The sequence below is a fragment of the Aeromonas lusitana genome, assembly GCF_002812985.1.
Taxonomy (GTDB): domain Bacteria; phylum Pseudomonadota; class Gammaproteobacteria; order Enterobacterales; family Aeromonadaceae; genus Aeromonas; species Aeromonas lusitana.
Genome location: NZ_PGCP01000005.1, coordinates 118,907 through 135,698, shown reverse-complemented (window position 1 = coordinate 135,698; position 16,792 = coordinate 118,907). Strand labels below are relative to the sequence as shown.

General features: G+C 61.4%; 19 protein-coding genes. 16 read left to right on the top strand and 3 right to left on the bottom strand.

What is annotated here, in order from left to right; translation table 11 throughout:
* The first annotated feature begins 2 nt into the window (after positions 1-2).
* The 3 genes from secF (at position 3) to nlpI (ending at position 2,467) form a co-directional block, all read left to right on the top strand.
* Complete coding sequence (secF, locus tag CUC44_RS05530) at positions 3-950, top strand: protein translocase subunit SecF (RefSeq protein WP_100858980.1); 948 nt, start codon at positions 3-5, stop codon at positions 948-950.
* Between the two features lie 111 nt (positions 951-1,061).
* Positions 1,062-1,430: a rhodanese-like domain-containing protein gene (locus CUC44_RS05525; RefSeq protein ID WP_100858979.1), complete on the top strand. Its 369-nt coding sequence runs from the start codon at positions 1,062-1,064 to the stop codon at positions 1,428-1,430.
* A gap of 89 nt (positions 1,431-1,519) precedes the next feature.
* Entirely contained in the window at positions 1,520-2,467 is a 948-nt protein-coding gene (gene nlpI, locus CUC44_RS05520; protein WP_279627816.1) for a lipoprotein NlpI, read from the top strand.
* Positions 2,468-2,544: 77 nt separating this feature from the next.
* On the opposite strand, the gene CUC44_RS05515 is transcribed toward nlpI, so the two are convergent.
* Positions 2,545-3,417, bottom strand: coding sequence for a U32 family peptidase (locus CUC44_RS05515; protein ID WP_100858977.1), 873 nt, complete (start codon positions 3,415-3,417; stop codon positions 2,545-2,547).
* Between the two features lie 79 nt (positions 3,418-3,496).
* On the bottom strand, positions 3,497-4,492 hold the full coding sequence (ubiU, locus tag CUC44_RS05510; protein WP_100858976.1) for a ubiquinone anaerobic biosynthesis protein UbiU: 996 nt from the start codon (positions 4,490-4,492) through the stop codon (positions 3,497-3,499).
* Between the two features lie 190 nt (positions 4,493-4,682).
* On the opposite strand from ubiU, the gene ubiT reads away from it, so the two are divergent.
* Positions 4,683-5,198, top strand: coding sequence for a ubiquinone anaerobic biosynthesis accessory factor UbiT (ubiT, locus tag CUC44_RS05505; RefSeq protein ID WP_100859124.1), 516 nt, complete (start codon positions 4,683-4,685; stop codon positions 5,196-5,198).
* On the opposite strand, the gene CUC44_RS05500 is transcribed toward ubiT, so the two are convergent.
* Positions 5,163-5,579 carry a hypothetical protein gene (locus CUC44_RS05500; RefSeq protein WP_100858975.1) on the bottom strand — a complete coding sequence of 139 codons (417 nt, stop codon included), beginning with the start codon at positions 5,577-5,579 and terminating at the stop codon, positions 5,163-5,165. The two genes, ubiT and CUC44_RS05500, sit on opposite strands and share 36 nt — an antisense overlap.
* Positions 5,580-5,762: 183 nt before the next feature.
* On the opposite strand from CUC44_RS05500, the gene trmJ reads away from it, so the two are divergent.
* The 12 genes from trmJ (at position 5,763) to rlmN (ending at position 16,782) form a co-directional block, all read left to right on the top strand.
* A complete protein-coding gene (gene trmJ / locus CUC44_RS05495) occupies positions 5,763-6,488 on the top strand; it encodes a tRNA (cytosine(32)/uridine(32)-2'-O)-methyltransferase TrmJ (protein ID WP_100858974.1) in 726 nt (241 codons plus the stop codon).
* A gap of 93 nt (positions 6,489-6,581) precedes the next feature.
* Positions 6,582-7,085, top strand: a complete 504-nt coding sequence (gene iscR / locus CUC44_RS05490) for a Fe-S cluster assembly transcriptional regulator IscR (RefSeq protein ID WP_042652403.1) — start codon at positions 6,582-6,584, stop codon at positions 7,083-7,085.
* Between the two features lie 56 nt (positions 7,086-7,141).
* Complete coding sequence (locus CUC44_RS05485) at positions 7,142-8,356, top strand: IscS subfamily cysteine desulfurase (protein ID WP_100858973.1); 1,215 nt, start codon at positions 7,142-7,144, stop codon at positions 8,354-8,356.
* Positions 8,357-8,411: 55 nt separating this feature from the next.
* Positions 8,412-8,795 carry a Fe-S cluster assembly scaffold IscU gene (gene iscU / locus CUC44_RS05480; protein WP_005299770.1) on the top strand — a complete coding sequence of 128 codons (384 nt, stop codon included), beginning with the start codon at positions 8,412-8,414 and terminating at the stop codon, positions 8,793-8,795.
* 15 nt (positions 8,796-8,810) lie between these two features.
* Entirely contained in the window at positions 8,811-9,134 is a 324-nt protein-coding gene (gene iscA, locus CUC44_RS05475; protein ID WP_100858972.1) for an iron-sulfur cluster assembly protein IscA, read from the top strand.
* An 87-nt stretch (positions 9,135-9,221) separates the two neighbouring features.
* Complete coding sequence (gene hscB, locus CUC44_RS05470; RefSeq protein WP_100858971.1) at positions 9,222-9,740, top strand: co-chaperone HscB; 519 nt, start codon at positions 9,222-9,224, stop codon at positions 9,738-9,740.
* A gap of 28 nt (positions 9,741-9,768) precedes the next feature.
* Positions 9,769-11,616 (top strand): Fe-S protein assembly chaperone HscA, encoded by a 1,848-nt coding sequence (gene hscA, locus CUC44_RS05465; RefSeq protein ID WP_100858970.1) that lies wholly within the window; start codon positions 9,769-9,771, stop codon positions 11,614-11,616.
* Position 11,617: 1 nt separating this feature from the next.
* On the top strand, positions 11,618-11,956 hold the full coding sequence (gene fdx, locus CUC44_RS05460) for an ISC system 2Fe-2S type ferredoxin (protein ID WP_033129108.1): 339 nt from the start codon (positions 11,618-11,620) through the stop codon (positions 11,954-11,956).
* A 158-nt stretch (positions 11,957-12,114) separates the two neighbouring features.
* Positions 12,115-13,419 carry an aminopeptidase PepB gene (gene pepB / locus CUC44_RS05455; protein WP_100858969.1) on the top strand — a complete coding sequence of 435 codons (1,305 nt, stop codon included), beginning with the start codon at positions 12,115-12,117 and terminating at the stop codon, positions 13,417-13,419.
* Between the two features lie 99 nt (positions 13,420-13,518).
* Positions 13,519-14,802, top strand: a complete 1,284-nt coding sequence (gene pepB / locus CUC44_RS05450) for an aminopeptidase PepB (RefSeq protein WP_100858968.1) — start codon at positions 13,519-13,521, stop codon at positions 14,800-14,802.
* A 279-nt stretch (positions 14,803-15,081) separates the two neighbouring features.
* Positions 15,082-15,510 (top strand): nucleoside-diphosphate kinase, encoded by a 429-nt coding sequence (gene ndk, locus CUC44_RS05445; protein ID WP_050719855.1) that lies wholly within the window; start codon positions 15,082-15,084, stop codon positions 15,508-15,510.
* Positions 15,511-15,678: 168 nt separating this feature from the next.
* Positions 15,679-16,782: a dual-specificity RNA methyltransferase RlmN gene (gene rlmN, locus CUC44_RS05440; protein WP_100858967.1), complete on the top strand. Its 1,104-nt coding sequence runs from the start codon at positions 15,679-15,681 to the stop codon at positions 16,780-16,782.
* The last annotated feature ends 10 nt before the right edge of the window (positions 16,783-16,792 follow it).

Here is a 16,792-nt window from a genome sequence, read left to right as displayed (position 1 = left end):
ACATGTTTCAGATCCTACATTTTGAAAAACCGATCCCCTTCATGCGCTTCGCCAAGTCGGGAATGGTGTTCTCTGCCCTGCTGACGATGCTTGCCCTGTTCTGCCTGTTCGATCGTGGCCTGAACTGGGGACTGGACTTCACCGGTGGTACCACCATAGAGGTGGGGTTCCAGCAGTCGGTGAGTCTGGACAAGATGCACGAGGCGCTGGATCAGCAGAAGATTGAAGGGGCGACCCTGCAATTCTTCGGCTCCAGCCGCGACGTGTTGGTGCGCATGACCCCGAAAGAGGGGGTCAAGGTGGAGCAGCAGGGTAATGAAGTGCTGGCTGCCGCCAAGCTCATCGATGAAGGCGCCGTGCTCAAGCGCGTCGAGTTCGTCGGCCCCTCCGTGGGTGACGAGCTGGCGACAGACGGTGCCCTGGCCATGCTGGCCTCCATCATCTGTATCCTGATCTACGTGGCGGTGCGCTTCGAATGGCGTCTGGCCATGGGGGGGATCCTCTCCCTTGCTCATGACGTGATCATCACCCTCGGCATCTTCGCCTACTTCCAGTACGAGTTCGATTTGACCGTGCTGGCGGCGCTGATGACGTTGGTGGGCTACTCCTTGAACGACACCATAGTGGTGTTCGACCGCCTGCGGGAGAACTTCCGCAAGGTGCGCAAGGGGGACACCGCCGAGATCATGGATCTCTCCATGACCGAGACCCTGAGCCGGACCATCATCACCTCGGGCTTGACCTTCGTAGTGGTAGTGGCGCTGCTGCTCAAGGGCGGCCCGCTGATCCACGGCTTTGCCATCGCCATGGTGATCGGGGTGGCCTTCGGGACCTACTCCTCCATCTATGTGGCGAGTGCATCCGCCATGTTCTTCGGGGTCAAACGGGAGCACATGCTGCCGACCCAGGTGGAAAAAGAGGGAGCGGATCAGCAAGAGATCCTGCCGTAACCGACAAGGGCGCCACAAGGCGCCCTTTCTCTTATGGGGAGAGTGAGTCATTATGCTCCCCACCATAGGGCAACATGGCCCGGCAACATGAGCGCGCGCAAGGAGCAAACCATGCAACACAACCCCAGATTCCTGGCCCTGGTAGAGGCCATCCGCTCCCGGGTGCAGGAGACAGACGTGCACCAGATCAAGCGCTGGCAGGACGAGGGCCGGACCTTTCATCTCATCGATGTGCGTGAAGAGAGCGAGTGGGCCAAGGGCCATCTGCCGGGCGCCGAGTACCTCGGCCGCGGTGTGATAGAGCGGGACATAGAGACCCGTTATCCCGACGCCTCGACCGAGCTCTACCTCTATTGTGGTGGGGGTTTTCGCTCCATCCTCGCCACTGACAACTTGCAGAAGATGGGTTATACCCGAGTGGTCAGCGTCGATGGAGGCTTTCGTGGCTGGAGTGACGCCGGATACCCTGTCGAATCCTGATTTATTTGAAGGATAGGGGTTGCGCCACATGACAAACACTCGCCTGACCTTTACCATATGCGGGTCAAGCGTAAGCGTCGGAGTGTTCATTGAACGTCAGGATAGGGATTGGATACCTCACGGGTATCCTGTTGTTGCTCCCCATGTGGGGATGCAGCAGTAGCAGTCAGGTTGCAGCTCCGCAAGTTCCCAAGCCGCAACCCGCCTCACTGGTATTGGCGACCCCCTTGCAGGTCTCCTACCAGAGCGAGTTGGCGCTGGCGCGACTCGGGCAGATGCTCAGTGAAATGGAATTGACGACGGAGCAGCGGGCCGAGCTGTTTTATGAACGTGCCGTGGTGTTTGACCGGGTAGGGTTGCGTTCCCTTGCCAGATTGGATTTCAACCGCGCCCTGCGCGAGAAGCCCGATTTTGCCGAGGCCTACAACTTCATCGGTGTCTATCTGGTGCAGCAACAGAACTATGACGAAGCCTATGAGGCCTTCGACTCTGCGCTCGAGCTGGCCCCGGATTATGACTACGCCTATCTCAACCGTGGTATCGCACTCTATTACGGTAATCGTCCCGAGCTCGCGGCCGCGGACATGAAGCGCTTCTACGAGGCGCAGCCGGAAGACCCGTACCGGGTGATCTGGCTCTATCTGGCCGAGCAGAAGCTCGATGCCCCGGCGGCCATGAGCCGGATGCGGGATCGGCTCAACAAGTACGACGACGACGCCTGGAACTGGGACTTGGTACGCCTCTATACCGGCGAGATCAACGCCACCCAGCTGATGGGCAACGTGGTGAAAGGGGTGAAGGATAACCGGGAGCTCGCCGAGCGCCTGTGTGAAACCTACTTCTACCTCGGCAAGTTTGAGCTGGCCAAGGGCAACCGCAAGGAAGCCATCAGCTACTTCAAGCTGGCCCTTGCCAACAACGTCTATGACTTCATCGAGCACCGCTATGCCCTGCTCGAGCTGGAGCTGATGGCGCGCAAGCCACTGCCACCGGGCGCCAGCGCCCAGGGCAAGGGCACGAGCAAGCAGTCGTCCTGATAAGTCAGTACCGAGCGATATAAAAAAGGCCTCTTGATGAGGCCTTTTTGCTGTCTGCGTTTTGGCGCGGCGCTGGGTTATTCCACCAGGCTCATACCGGGGATCTGGCGCCAGTAGCCGTTGCAGTCATGCGCCTGCTGCAGGGGCAGCGGCGCCTGCCCCTGGGCATTGGCCTTGAAGCGCGCCAGCATGTCGAGGGTCTCCATCCCTTCGGGGGAGAGGCGCACCACGTCCACCAGGCCCTCCATACCACTCAACTCGTTGCCAAGGTTGTAGCAGTAGCCGGACTGGGTCTGGATGCCGTTGAGGTTGAACACCTTCTGCCCCTCCCGGCTGTTGGCGAGGCGCCCTGTGGGGTAGTGGATGCAGGCGAGCTCGCAGTTGTCCTTTGGCTTGTCGAGGGAGCGGGCGGTGAAGCAGCGCGCCGAGTAGGCCAGCGGCAGGTGGCCGTAGGCAAACACCTCCACCTCAAACTGTTGGCGAGCCGTCCCGAGATCTTGGTTTAGCTTTATCAGCCAGTCGCGGGAGAGCTCCACCGGCATGACCCAGCGCTGCATCCCGCTTCTTAGCAGCATGCGCAGCACGTCTGCGTTGTAGGCGTTGATGGCCGGGCCACACACAAACGGCAGGCCAGCCTCGCGGGCGAGCTGCACCGTGCCGAGATCGTTGGCCTCGATCAGCAGCTCGCCGTTGTCCACCAGGCGCTTGACCTCCTTGAGCTCGGACGGTGCCGAGATGAGCGCCAGCGTCGAGAGCACCACCTGCTTGCCGGCGGCGGCCACCTGTTGGGCCAGGGCAATCCAGTCATCTACTTTCAGTTCACGGCGCTTGCTGCACACCGTCTCGCCGAGATAGATGATGTCGGCCTGACTCCGGGCGGCGGCCTCGTAGAATGACTGGGTATTGGCCTTGGGCCAGTAGAAGAGAATGGGCCCGAGAGAGAATTGCATCAGTTGTGCTCCTTGCCGTTATAAACGCAGTGCAAAGTGCGATTGTTTTGCGTGAGAAAATGGAACATGGGCATTCCCCTTATTGCCACTGGCGATGGTAGGCACCCAGGGTAGTCTGGCTCCCCTCGGAGACCCGGGCGAGCTGGGCATCCCATTCTGCCTTGACGCTGTAGGCCTGCGGGTTGGCCTGATAGGCGTCGATGGCGGCGCGCCAGACCCGGGTGACTTGCTCCACGTAGGCGGGGCTGCGTTGTCGTCCCTCGATCTTGACCGACTGGATCCCGGTCTGGAACAGCTCGGGCAGGAGGCCAAGGGTGTTGAGACTGGTGGGCTCTTCCAGGGCGTGATAGGTCTGGCCATCCACCTCGAAGCGCCCCTTGCACAGGGTCGGGTAGCCGGCGTTCTCCCCCGGGCCGTAGCGATCGATCAGCACCTCGTTCAGGCGCGATTCGAGGCCGTTCGGGGTCTCCTCCCAGCGCACGAACTTGGCCGGCGAGCAGGCCCCCACGGTATTGGGGCTCTCGCCGGTCATGTAGGAGGAGAGGTAGCAGCGCCCCTCCGCCATGATGCACAGGCTGCCAAAGGCAAACACCTCGAGGCCGACATTGATCTCGCGGGCCAGCTGCTTGACCTGGTGCATGGAGAGCACCCGTGGCAACACCACCCGGCCGACGTTGAAGTGTTGCTGGTAGAAGCGGATGGCGGCCGCATTGGTGGCGCTGGCCTGCACCGAGACGTGCAGCTCCATGTCCGGATACTGGCGGCTGGCGTAATCGAGCACGGCGAGATCGGCGATGATGAGGGCATCGGCGCCGAGCGCCGCGCCCCTGTCCACCGCCTGCTTCCATCTCGCATCTGAGCCCGGGTGGGCGAAGGTGTTGATGGCGATGTGCAGCTTGCGACCGTGCTGGTGCACGTAGTCCACCGCCTTCTCCAGCTTGCTGTCGGTGAAGTTGAGGCCGGCGAAATGGCGGGCGTTGGTGTCATCCTTGAAGCCGATATAGACCGCATCGGCCCCGTTATCCACGGCCGTTTTCAGTGCCGGCAGGCTGCCTGCCGGGCAGAGTAATTCCATCGGGTACGCTCCGAGAGGGCAAAAATGCAAAAAGAGGCCCGATTGTATGCACCCATGCGCTCCCGCTTTTTGACCTGAGGCAGCTTTAGGTGGCTTTACCCTTCTAGAGGTAAGTGGGCACAAGTTTGATTTTCAACAGGATCCCGCTCCCGGCCCTGTGCTTGAATGCGCAAAAAACTGGGAGTTTATCGTGTTTCAACAACTGCAACGTCGCCTGGTCGAACAGGCACCCCGTCTCTTGCGCCGCCCCCTCAAGCTGGTGCCCTTTACCCTGCAACAGAACCTGATGGAGGGGCTGCTGGCCCAGGTGTTCAAGGACGCCATTACGGACGGGGACTTCGAATTCCTGGCCGGCAAATGGCTGAAAGTCGAGGTGACCGATCTCGAGCTCTGCTGGTTTATCAGCGAGCGGGAGGGGAAGCTGGTGGTGAGTCGTGACTGCGAGCGCGCAGACGTCTGCTTTAGTGGTAGCAGCCAGGATCTTGTCCTGATCGCCGCCCGCCGGGAGGATCCGGATTCGCTCTTCTTCCAGCGCAAGCTGAAGATAGAGGGGGACACAGAGCTCGGGTTGGAAGTCAAAAACCTGATGGATAGCCTGGATCTGGACGCCCTGCCCAGGTTGATGAAGTACCCGCTGATGGACCTGGCGAGCCTGGTGGAGCGGGCCCGCTCAGCGCAGGATCCTGTGCCCGCGCCGGCGGCCTGAACTGCGCTTCAACTGCAATGCCAGGCCCGGGGCATGATGGCGGTGGCGCTGCCGGGCCCATAGGCATCGACAACCCCAGAGGCAGGGGAGCAGGGCGAGCAGCGCCGTGCTCCCCGGCAGACGCAGCAGTAACAAACCCAACGCCAGCCAGAGAAATGGCTGCGCCTCGTAGAACCACTCGGGTTGGAACCAGCGTCTGGCGGGGAAGATGACGAGATCGGTGCGCCGGTAGTTGGAGCGCATCATCCAGATGAGGGCGCCCACCCCGAACAGCAAGGCCGCCGCCAGCCAGAGCAGCGGGGACTGGGTGAGGAGCAGCAGCCCGGCAGAGAGCAGCAGATAGAGGCCGGGCAGTTGTTCATAGAGCCAGGGGGGAAGCATGAGGGCAACTCCGGGTGAGGCAGGGTGCACCCTTTAAGGTTAGCCCGCCCTTTTCCCGCGCTCATGCTGCTTGGTTATACGAATCGCCATTTTTGTTCTGAAATGGTGACGCAGAAGCGGTGCCAAAATAGCGATTGGTTATGTTACAATTGCGCGCCATTTTTGACTGAAGATTGACTGGGCATGTTGGATCAGATTCGTATCGTGTTGGTAAATACCTCTCACACCGGCAACATGGGGTCCGCGGCGCGGGCCATGAAAACCATGGGGCTGACCCAGCTGGTACTGGTTGATCCCCAAGAACAGCCCGACGACAACGCCGTCGCGCTGGCGGCCGGGGCGAGCGATATCCTGGCCAATGCCCGCATCGTCTCGACCCTGGATGAGGCCATCGCCGATTGCAGCCTGGTCATCGGCACCAGCGCCCGCTCCCGTACCCTGAGCTGGCCCATGCTGGATCCCCGCGAAGCCGCCGAGAAGCTGGTGACCGAAGGGATGCAGCACCCGGTTGCCCTGGTGTTTGGCCGTGAACGCACCGGTCTCACCAACGATGAGCTGCAAAAGTGCCACTACCACGTGGCCATCCCGGCCAATCCCGAATACAGCTCCCTCAACCTGGCCATGGCGGTGCAGACCCTCTGCTACGAGGTGCGCATGCGCTGGTTGCAGGAGCAGACGCCTGAGCCGGAAGACGATCGCACGGATTACCCCAGTGCCGAGCAGCTGGAAGGCTTTTATCAGCATTTGCAGCAGACCCTGCTGAAGACTGGCTTTATCAGCGAAGAACATCCCGGTCACGTGATGAGCAAGCTGCGTCGCCTGTTCAACCGCGCCCGGCCCGAGGCGATCGAACTGAACATCTTGCGCGGTATTCTCACCTCGGTTCACAAACCCAAGCCGCAAGATTAATCCCGACTGATTTACTCAAGCATATACTTGACTGTTTTAGTCGGGTATGTGACCATGTGCCCATATTGATTTGTTCGCAAGACGGTAAGGCATATGAGACTGACCTCAAAAGGACGTTACGCAGTGACCGCCATGCTCGACGTGGCGTTGCATGCAGAGCAGGGGCCCGTACCCCTTGCCGATATTTCAGAGCGCCAGGGCATCTCCTTGTCCTATCTGGAACAGCTGTTTGCCCGCCTGCGCAAGCATGGCCTGGTGAGCAGCGTGCGCGGCCCGGGCGGTGGTTATCGCCTCGGCCTGGCTCCTGGCGAGATCTCGGTGGGTCAGGTGATCACCGCGGTGGATGAATCGGTCGATGCGACCAAGTGTCTGGGCAAGGGGGGCTGCCACGGCGGTACCCAGTGTCTGACCCACTCCCTGTGGCGTGACCTCAGCGAGCGTATCTCCAGTTTCCTCGGGGACATCACCCTGGCGGAGCTGGTAGGCCAGGCCGATGTGCGTCGCATCGCCGGCAAGCAAGATGAACAAATGAAGACCGTGTTGTCCCTGGTTGAACGGGCCGAACGCGGTGATGTGAGCTTAAAAGTCCAACTATAAACAAACGTGCTTTCCACGGCGGGTCGCTGTGTGACCCCGTCGTAACGGAGAAAAACATGAAACTGCCTATTTACCTTGATTATTCGGCAACCTGTCCGGTGGACCCGCGTGTCGCAGAAAAAATGATGCAGTGCCTCACCATGGACGGCCTGTTCGGCAACCCAGCCTCTCGCTCCCACCGTTTCGGCTGGCAGGCCGAAGAGGCAGTCGATCTGGCCCGTAATCAAGTGGCAGAGCTGATCGGTGCAGACCCTCGCGAGATCGTCTTCACCTCAGGCGCGACCGAATCCAACAACCTGGCCATCAAGGGCATTGCCCACTTCTATGCTGGCAAGGGCAAGCACATCATCACCTCCAAGACCGAGCACAAGGCGGTACTCGATACCTGCCGTCAGCTGGAGCGTGAAGGCTATGAGGTGACCTACCTCGAGCCGATGCCAAACGGCCTGTTCACCATCGAACAGATCGAAGGCGCCCTGCGCGATGACACCATTCTGGTGAGCATCATGCATGTGAACAACGAGATAGGTGTGGTGCAAGACATCGCCGCCATCGGCGAGCTGTGCCGCTCCCGCAAGATCCTGCTGCACGTGGACGCGGTCCAGAGCGTGGGCAAGATCCCGGTCGACGTGGAAGCGCTCAAGGTTGACCTGCTCTCCATGTCTGCCCACAAGGTCTACGGCCCGAAAGGGATCGGTGCCCTGTTCGTGCGCCGCAAGCCCCGTGTGCGCCTGGAAGCTCAGATGCACGGTGGCGGCCATGAGCGTGGCATGCGCTCCGGCACCCTGCCGACTCACCAGATCGTCGGCATGGGCGAAGCCTTCCGCATCGCCAAGGAAGAGATGGCCAGCGAAAGCGAGCACATCATGGCCCTGCGTCAGCGTCTGTGGAACGGCATCAAGAATATCGAAGAAGTCTATATCAACGGTGATCTGGACCATCGTGTCCCGGGTAACCTGAACGTCAGCTTCGCCTATGTGGAAGGGGAATCCCTCATCATGGCACTGAAGGATCTGGCGGTCTCTTCCGGTTCAGCCTGTACCTCTGCCAGCCTGGAGCCCTCCTATGTGCTGCGCGCCCTTGGCCTGAACGACGAGCTGGCACACAGCTCCATCCGCTTCAGCATCGGTCGCTTCACCACGGAAGAGGAGATTGATTACGCAATCAAGCTCATCTGTGACTCCATCGGTCGTCTGCGCGAGATGTCTCCCCTGTGGGAGATGTTCAAGGACGGTGTCGATCTGAACACGGTCGAATGGGCTCACCACTGATCCCTTGCCTGAGCGGCAACGGGTTGGTGAACAACGGAATTAGCAGGAGTTAGATATGGCTTACAGTGAAAAAGTAATCGACCACTACGAGAATCCTCGCAACGTCGGCGGTTTTGACAAGAACGATCCCAGCATCGCAACCGGCATGGTCGGCGCCCCGGCCTGTGGCGACGTGATGAAACTGCAACTGAAGATCAGCGACGACGGCATCATCGAAGACGCCAAGTTCAAGACCTACGGCTGTGGCTCCGCCATCGCCTCCAGCTCCCTGGTGACCGAATGGGTCAAGGGCAAGACCCTGGACGAAGCGGCCGGCATCAAGAACACCGACATCGCCGAAGAGCTGGCGCTGCCGCCGGTGAAGATCCACTGCTCCATTCTGGCGGAGGATGCCATCAAGGCCGCCATCGCCGATTACAAGCAGAAGAAAGGTCTTTAAGGTTCGGAGAGCAGTATGGCCATAACCATGACAGATGCCGCCGCGGCGCGGGTTTCCTCTTTCATGACCAACCGGGGCAAGGGCATCGGCCTGCGCCTCGGCGTCAAGACGACCGGCTGTTCGGGTCTTGCCTATGTGCTCGAGTTCGTGGATGAGCTGGCCGCCGAGGATCAGGTGTTCGAGCAAAACGGTGTCAAGATCATCGTCGACGCCAAGAGCCTGATCCACCTGGATGGCACCGAGCTGGACTTCGTCAAGGAGGGCCTCAACGAGGGCTTCCAGTTCAACAACCCCAACGCCAAGGGCGAGTGTGGTTGTGGCGAAAGCTTCAGTGTATGAACGCTTGAACCGGCAGCCTGCTGCCGGTTCAGCCGTTTCAAGGTGGTTGGCAAGCCAGGTGCAAGCCGTCGAGTCTAAGGACACAGAATGAATCATTTCGAGCTGTTCGGGCTGGCAGAGGGCTTCGAGCTCGATCCCCGCCAACTGGCCGACACCTACCGTCAGTTGCAGACCCAGTTTCATCCCGATCGTTTCGCCACCGCCCCCGAGCGGGAGCAGTTGGCTGCGGTGCAACGTGCCGCCCAGATCAACGATGCCTTCACCACCCTCAAGGCCCCGGTACGCCGTGCCGAGTACCTGCTCTCCCTGCGCGGGACCGACATCCGTGGTGAACAGCAGACCCTGCAAGACACCGGCTTCCTGATGCAGCAGCTGGAGTGGCGCGAGCGTCTGGCCGAGTTGAAAGGGGAAGCGGATCCTGAGGCCGCCATCGAAGATTTTCGCCGCGAAATCAGGCATGATCACCAGTCGCTGATGCAACGGCTGACCGACTGCCTCGCCAAGGGTGAGGATCAGATCGCCGCCGATTGCGTGCGCAAACTCAAATTTGTCGACAAGCTCCTCGAGGAGCTGGAACGATTCGAAGACTCGTTGTTCGAGTCTTGATCCTCTAACGCTGGAAGTTTGATTACCCATGGCATTACTGCAAATCGCCGAGCCCGGCCAGAGCGCCGCACCTCATCAGCACAAACGTGCCGTTGGCATCGATCTCGGCACTACCAATTCCCTCGTCGCCGCCGTGCGCAGCGGCCAGGCCGATACCCTGTGTGATGAGCAGGGGCGCGACCTTCTGCCCTCTGTGGTGCACTACCAGGCCGAGAGCATTCGGGTCGGGTTCGACGCCAAGCGCGAAGCCGCCCTGGATCCCCACAACACCATAGTCTCCATCAAGCGGATGATGGGCAAGGCGCTGGCGGATATCGATACCCGCCAGCAGCCCTATGAATTTGTGGCAAGCGACAGCGGCATGCCCCAGTTGCAGACCCGTCAGGGCCTGGTCAACCCGGTGCAGGTCTCGGCCGAGCTCTTGAAAGCCCTGGCCGCCCGCGGCGCCGCCGTGCTCGGTGGGGATCTCGATGGCGTGGTCATTACCGTGCCCGCCTATTTCGATGACGCCCAGCGCCAGGGCACCAAGGACGCGGCCCGTCTGGCCGGTCTGCACGTGCTGCGACTGCTGAACGAACCGACCGCTGCCGCCATCGCCTACGGCCTGGATTCTGGTCAGGAAGGGGTGATCGCCGTCTATGACCTCGGCGGTGGTACCTTTGACATCTCCATCCTGCGCCTGCATCGCGGCGTGTTCGAGGTGATGGCCACCGGCGGCGACTCGGCCCTCGGCGGTGATGACTTCGATCACCTGCTGGCGGACTGGATCAAGGAGCAGGCTGGCCTGAATGGTCAGCTGGACGCCCGCAGCCAGCGCGAGTTGCTGGACCTGGCCGCCAGCGTCAAGCATGGTCTGACCGATGCCGACAGCGTCTCCTGCACCTTTGCCAACTGGCAGGGGGAAGTGAGCCGTGCCCAGTTCGATGCCCTGATACTGCCGCTGGTCAAACGCACCCTGCTGGCCTGCCGCCGCGCCCTGCGCGATGCGGGGCTCGAACAAGTAGAAGTGCTGGAAGTGGTGATGGTCGGCGGTTCGACCCGGGTGCCCCTGGTGCGCGAGCAGGTGGGCCAGTTCTTCCAGCGCACGCCGCTCACCAGCATAGACCCGGACAAGGTGGTGGCCATCGGCGCCGCCATCCAGGCAGACATCCTGGTGGGCAACAAGCCGGATGCCGAGATGCTGCTGCTGGACGTGATCCCGCTCTCCCTGGGGCTCGAAACCATGGGCGGCCTCGCCGAGAAGGTGATCCCGCGCAACACCACCATACCGGTGGCCCGCGCCCAGGAGTTCACTACCTTCAAGGACGGTCAGACCGCCATGGCGATCCACGTGGTGCAGGGGGAACGCGAACTGGTGGCGGATTGCCGCTCCCTCGCGCGCTTCACCCTGACCGGCATTCCGCCCATGGCGGCGGGCGCCGCCCACATCCGTGTCACCTTCCAGGTGGATGCGGATGGACTGCTGTCGGTGAGCGCCATGGAGAAATCTTCCGGTGTACAGGCAGAAATCCAGATAAAACCCTCTTATGGTCTGGCGGAAGAGGACATTCTCAGCATGCTGAGTGCCTCCATCGCCAATGCCCAGCAAGACATGGATGCCCGCATGCTGGCGGAGCAGCAGGTGGAAGCGGATCGGGTGGTGGAGAGTCTCAACGCCGCCCTGGCCGCCGATGGCGAGGCCTTGCTCAATGCCGCCGAGCGCGCCGAGATCGATGCCGCCATCCAACATCTGCTGGCCATGCGTGCCACCGGCACAACCAATCAAATCAAAGATGCCATCGAGGCGGCGGATGCTGCCAGTGGCGAGTTTGCGGCCCGTCGTATGGATGCCTCCATTCGCAAGGTGCTGACCGGCCAAAACGTCAACAAGGTGTAATATGCCAAAACTGATCATTCTGCCTCACCCCGAACTCTGTCCGGACGGCGCCGCCCTCGAGGGCGCGAGCGGTGAGACCATTCTGGACATCGCGCTGCGCAACGGCATCGAGATCGAGCACGCCTGCGAGAAGTCCTGCGCCTGCACCACCTGCCACTGCGTGGTGCGTGAAGGCTTCGACTCCCTCGAGCCGAGCGACGAGCTGGAAGATGACATGCTGGACAAGGCGTGGGGTCTTGAGCCGGAATCCCGCTTGAGCTGCCAGGCCCGCCTGGCGGACGAGGATCTGGTGGTGGAGCTGCCCAAGTACACCATCAACCTCGCCTCCGAGCGCCATTGATGAGCCGTTAATTACACATGAGTGAATTGCACGTGCAGCATCTTGCGGTGCAGTAGTGATATGGTGAAGGCCGAGCCCCTCGGGGGGACGGCCTTTTTTGTATTCGTGATCCCCGCTTTGTGAATAAATTGTGCCAATAAAAAAGGAAGCAAGAGAACATGGCTGACATGATGAACGTACGGTTATCCACCCAGGCTGCCGCCGCCCATTGGGGCGAGGGCGCCCTGCTCAGTTTCAGTGATGACCAGGCCCTGATCCACCAGGGACCCATTTCTCAAGAAAAGGATGCCCTGCGCACCATTCAACGGGCCGCCCGTCGCCTCGAGTCAACGGGCATCAAGCGGGTCACCCTGGCCGGGGAGGGCTGGGATCTGGAGCGCCGCTACGCCTTCGCCCAGGGCTTCTATGCCGCCAAGGGCCAGCGCGAGCTGAGCTTTGGTGAGCAAACGGCGGAGGAGGCTCGTGAGCTGGTTGCGCTGATCAAGGCAACCCATTGGGTGCGTGAAGTCACCAACGGCTGCCCGGAAGAGATCTATCCCATGAGCCTGGCGGAATCTGCCCTGCTGCTCATCCGCGGTCTGGCGGGGGACAAGGTCACCGCCCGCATCACCGCCGGTGAGGCGCTGCGCGAGGCCGGTCACATCGGCATCTGGTCGGTGGGCCGGGGCAGCGAGCGTGAGCCCGTGCTGCTGGAGCTCGATTACAACCCGACCGGGGACAGCCAGGCTCCCGTGGTGGCGGCCCTGGTGGGCAAGGGTATCACCTTCGACTCCGGTGGCTACTCCATGAAGTCCTCCGACAACATGCTGCCGATGAAGTCCGACATGGGGGGCGCCGCCATGGTGACCGGCGCCCTGGCGCTCGCCATCAGCCGCGGGCTGAACAAGCGGGTGAAACTCATCCTCTGCTGCGCCGAGAACCTGGTCTCCGGCCACGCCTTCAAGCTCGGTGACATCCTCACCTACCGTAACGGCATCTCGGTGGAGATCCAGAACACGGACGCGGAAGGTCGCCTGGTGCTGGCGGACGGCCTGCTGACCGCGAGCGAGAGTGGCGCCGCCTATATTCTCGACGCCGCCACCCTGACCGGCGCCGCCAAGACGGCCCTTGGCCGTGACTACAACGCCGTGTTTGCCCTGGATGAGACAGAGCAGCAACGTGCCTTGGCCGCCGCTCGCGCCGAGAACGAGAAGGCCTGGGCCCTGCCGCTGGAATCCTGGCATGCGGGCCAGCTCACCTCGGCCTTCGCCGAGCTCGGCAACGTCGCCTCCGCCGAAGGCACCGCCGGCGCCACCACGGCGGCCGCCTTCCTGTCGCGCTTCGTACGCGATGAGGGCAAGGGTTGGGTACACCTGGACTTGGCCGCTTCCTATCAGAAATCCGGCAACGATCTGTGGGCGACCGGCGCCAAGGGCCATGGCCTGCGCACCATAGCGCGCTGGCTGCAGGAAGTGGGGGCATAAGCGCCCGCGTGCAACCTGCATTGAACAAGGATCTGTGGCAATCGCTGCCAAGGGTAAGGCCCGCGCGTCATTGGCCCGCGGGCGACAGGAGATGAGTGCATGAACATCTGGTTAAGTCGTGAATTTGCCGCCGCCGAATGGGGCGAGGGCGCCCTGCTGTCCCATCGTGCCGACGGCATGGTGATCCACCTGGTGACCGCCAGCCCCTTGCTGGACATCCAGCAGGCGGCGCGCCGCCTGTGCGGCCAGGGGATCCAGAAGGTGGCCCTGTGTGGTCACTGGGAGCGCGAGCAGCAGTGGGCCTTTGCCCAGGGCCTGCAGACCCCCAAGGCCGAGGTCGAGCTGCAGTGGGCCACCTCCTCCGAGGAGGACAGGGAGGAGCTGGAGGCGCGCTGGCTGTGCGGGCGCTGGGTGCGGGAGATGACCAACGCCACCCCGGAGCAGCTGGGACCGCTGGACTTGGCGGTGGAAGCCGCCGCCTTCCTCACCGAGCTGGCGCCGGACAGGATCAGCCATCGCATCCTCAAGGGGGAGGCGCTGCAACAGGCGGGCTGGGTCGGCATCTATCAGGTCGGCCGTGGCAGCGAGCGCGAACCCGTGTTGCTGGAGCTGGACTTCAACCCGAGCCGGGATCCCAGGGCGCCGGTCGCCGCCGCCCTGGTGGGCAAGGGCATCACCTTCGACTCCGGTGGCTACTCCATGAAGACCTCCCAGGGCATGCTGACCATGAAGCATGACATGGGGGGCGCAGCCATCGTGACCGGCGCCCTGGCGCTCTCCATCCTGCGCGGGCTGGACAAGCGGGTGAAGCTCATCCTCTGCTGCGCCGAGAACCTGGTCTCCGGCCATGCCTACAAACTCGGTGACATCCTCACCTACAAGAACGGCACCACGGTAGAGATCGTCAATACCGACGCCGAAGGACGCCTGGTGCTGGCAGACGGTCTGCAGCTCGCCGGTGAGTCCGGTGCGCCCCTGGTCATCGATGCCGCCACCCTCACAGGGGCGGCCGTGATGGCTTTGGGAGGCCGCTACAACGCCCTGTTCGGGCTGGACAAGGGGCTGGTGAGCCGGGCCATGGTCTATGCGGATGCCGAGCAGGAGCCCGCCTGGCCCTTGCCGCTGGAGCCCTGGCACAGTCAGCAGTGCCCGTCCCACTACGCCGACACGGCCAACAGCCGGCCTGTGCCGGGCGGTGGCCCGGGCGGCGCCTCCAACGCGGCGGGTTTCCTCTCCCGTTTCGTGGCCAACGAAGGGCAGGGCTGGTTGCATGTCGACCTCGCCGCCTGCTTTAGCGACAACGGCGACACTCTGTGGGCACCAGGGGCAAATACCCTGGGAATGCGCACCATAGCGCATACCCTGCTGGCAGAAACGCGCTAGCCAGCATGACGTATCGCAAGGGCACCCAAGGGTGCCCTTTTCCATTGCGCTGGATAAATGAGCGATAACGCGAGTTTTAGGGGGTTAAGCTGGCTATCGTGCACAAGCGCACGTTTTTTCCTGCTGCCATGGGACAAGATGAGTCACCATGTTGTTTCAAGGATGCTTTTGTTTAATAAAAAGTTGCTTTTATGTGTGTTATTTGGGTTTTTGTTTACGTATAATCGCCGCCGAACATGGATTCCTACAATAAAACTCTGTAGTTAAGGAAAGAACTCAATGGCTATCGAACGTACCTTCTCTATCGTCAAGCCGGATGCTGTCAGCAAGAACCTGATCGGTGCCATCTATGGTCGCTTCGAGAGCGCCGGCCTGAAAATCGTTGCCGCCAAGATGCTGCACCTGAGCAGCGAACAGGCCGCCGGTTTCTACGCCGAGCACCAGGGCAAGCCCTTCTATGATGGCCTGGTTGGCTTCATGACCTCAGGTCCTGTCATGGTACAGGTACTGGAAGGGGAAGACGCCATTCGCCGTCATCGCGAGATCATGGGCGCCACCAACCCGAAAGAAGCCCTGGCCGGTACCCTGCGTGCCTGCTACGCCGAGAGCATCGATCGCAACGCCGTGCACGGCTCCGACGCCCCGGCTTCTGCCGCCCGCGAAATTGCCTACTTCTTCTCTGAAGGCGAAATCTGCCCCCGCGGCTGATTTTGCCCCAAGATGACCAAGGGAGCCTCGGCTCCCTTTTGTTTTTTGGTCTTTTGGCCTAACTCCTTTTATTCTCCAGAGTGGAAAGGCAGACCCATTATTTGTACAATGCCGCCCCCTGACGTAGGTCAGCCAATAATTTATGAAGTGTGTGAGCTGAGGCCCTTGATGAGCGAAACAAAAACCAACCTGCTGGATCTCGATCGGGATGCCATGCGTGCCTTCTTCGTCGAACTGGGCGAGAAGCCATTCCGGGCAGATCAGATAATGAAGTGGATCTATCACTTTGGTTGTGATGATTTCGATCAGATGAACAACGTCAACAAGGCGCTGCGTGAGCGTCTCAAAACCATCGCCGAGATCCGCGCCCCGGAGATCAGCCGCGAACAGCGCTCCTCCGATGGCACCATCAAGTGGGCGCTGCAGGTCGGCGATCAGGAAGTGGAGACCGTCTACATCCCGGAAGCGGACCGCGCGACCCTGTGCGTCTCCTCCCAGGTGGGCTGCGCCCTGGCATGTACCTTCTGCTCCACCGCTCAGCAAGGCTTCAACCGTAACCTGAAGGTCTCCGAGATCATCGGTCAGGTCTGGCGCGCCGCCAAGGTCGTCGGTGGCAAGCGTCCCATCACCAACGTGGTGATGATGGGCATGGGCGAGCCGCTGCTCAACCTGGCCAACGTGGTACCGGCCATGAAGCTGATGATGGATGATTTCGGTTTCAGCATCTCCAAGCGTCGCGTCACCCTCTCCACCTCAGGTGTGGTACCCGCCCTGGACATGCTGGGGGATCAGATTGACGTGGCCCTGGCCATCTCATTGCACGCGCCGAATGACAAGCTGCGCTCCGAGATCATGCCGATCAACGACAAGTACAACATCGAGGCCTTCCTGGCCGGGGTGCGTCGTTATCTCGCGAAATCCAACGCCAACGGCGGCCGGGTGACCGTGGAGTATGTGCTGCTCGATCATATCAATGACGACATGCAGCAGGCCCATGAGCTGGCCAAGGTACTCAAGGACACACCCTGCAAGATCAACCTGATCCCGTTCAACCCCTTCCCGGGCAACCCGTTTGGCAAGCCGAGCAACAGCCGCATCGATCGTTTCTCCAAGGTGCTGATGGAATATGGCTTCACCGTGATCGTGCGCAAGACCCGGGGTGAGGACATAGACGCGGCCTGCGGCCAGCTGGTGGGGGAGGTGATCGATCGCACCAAACGCACCATGAAAAATCGGATGCAACAGGATGGGATTTCCGTCAAAATGGTTTAACTCGCTAAGC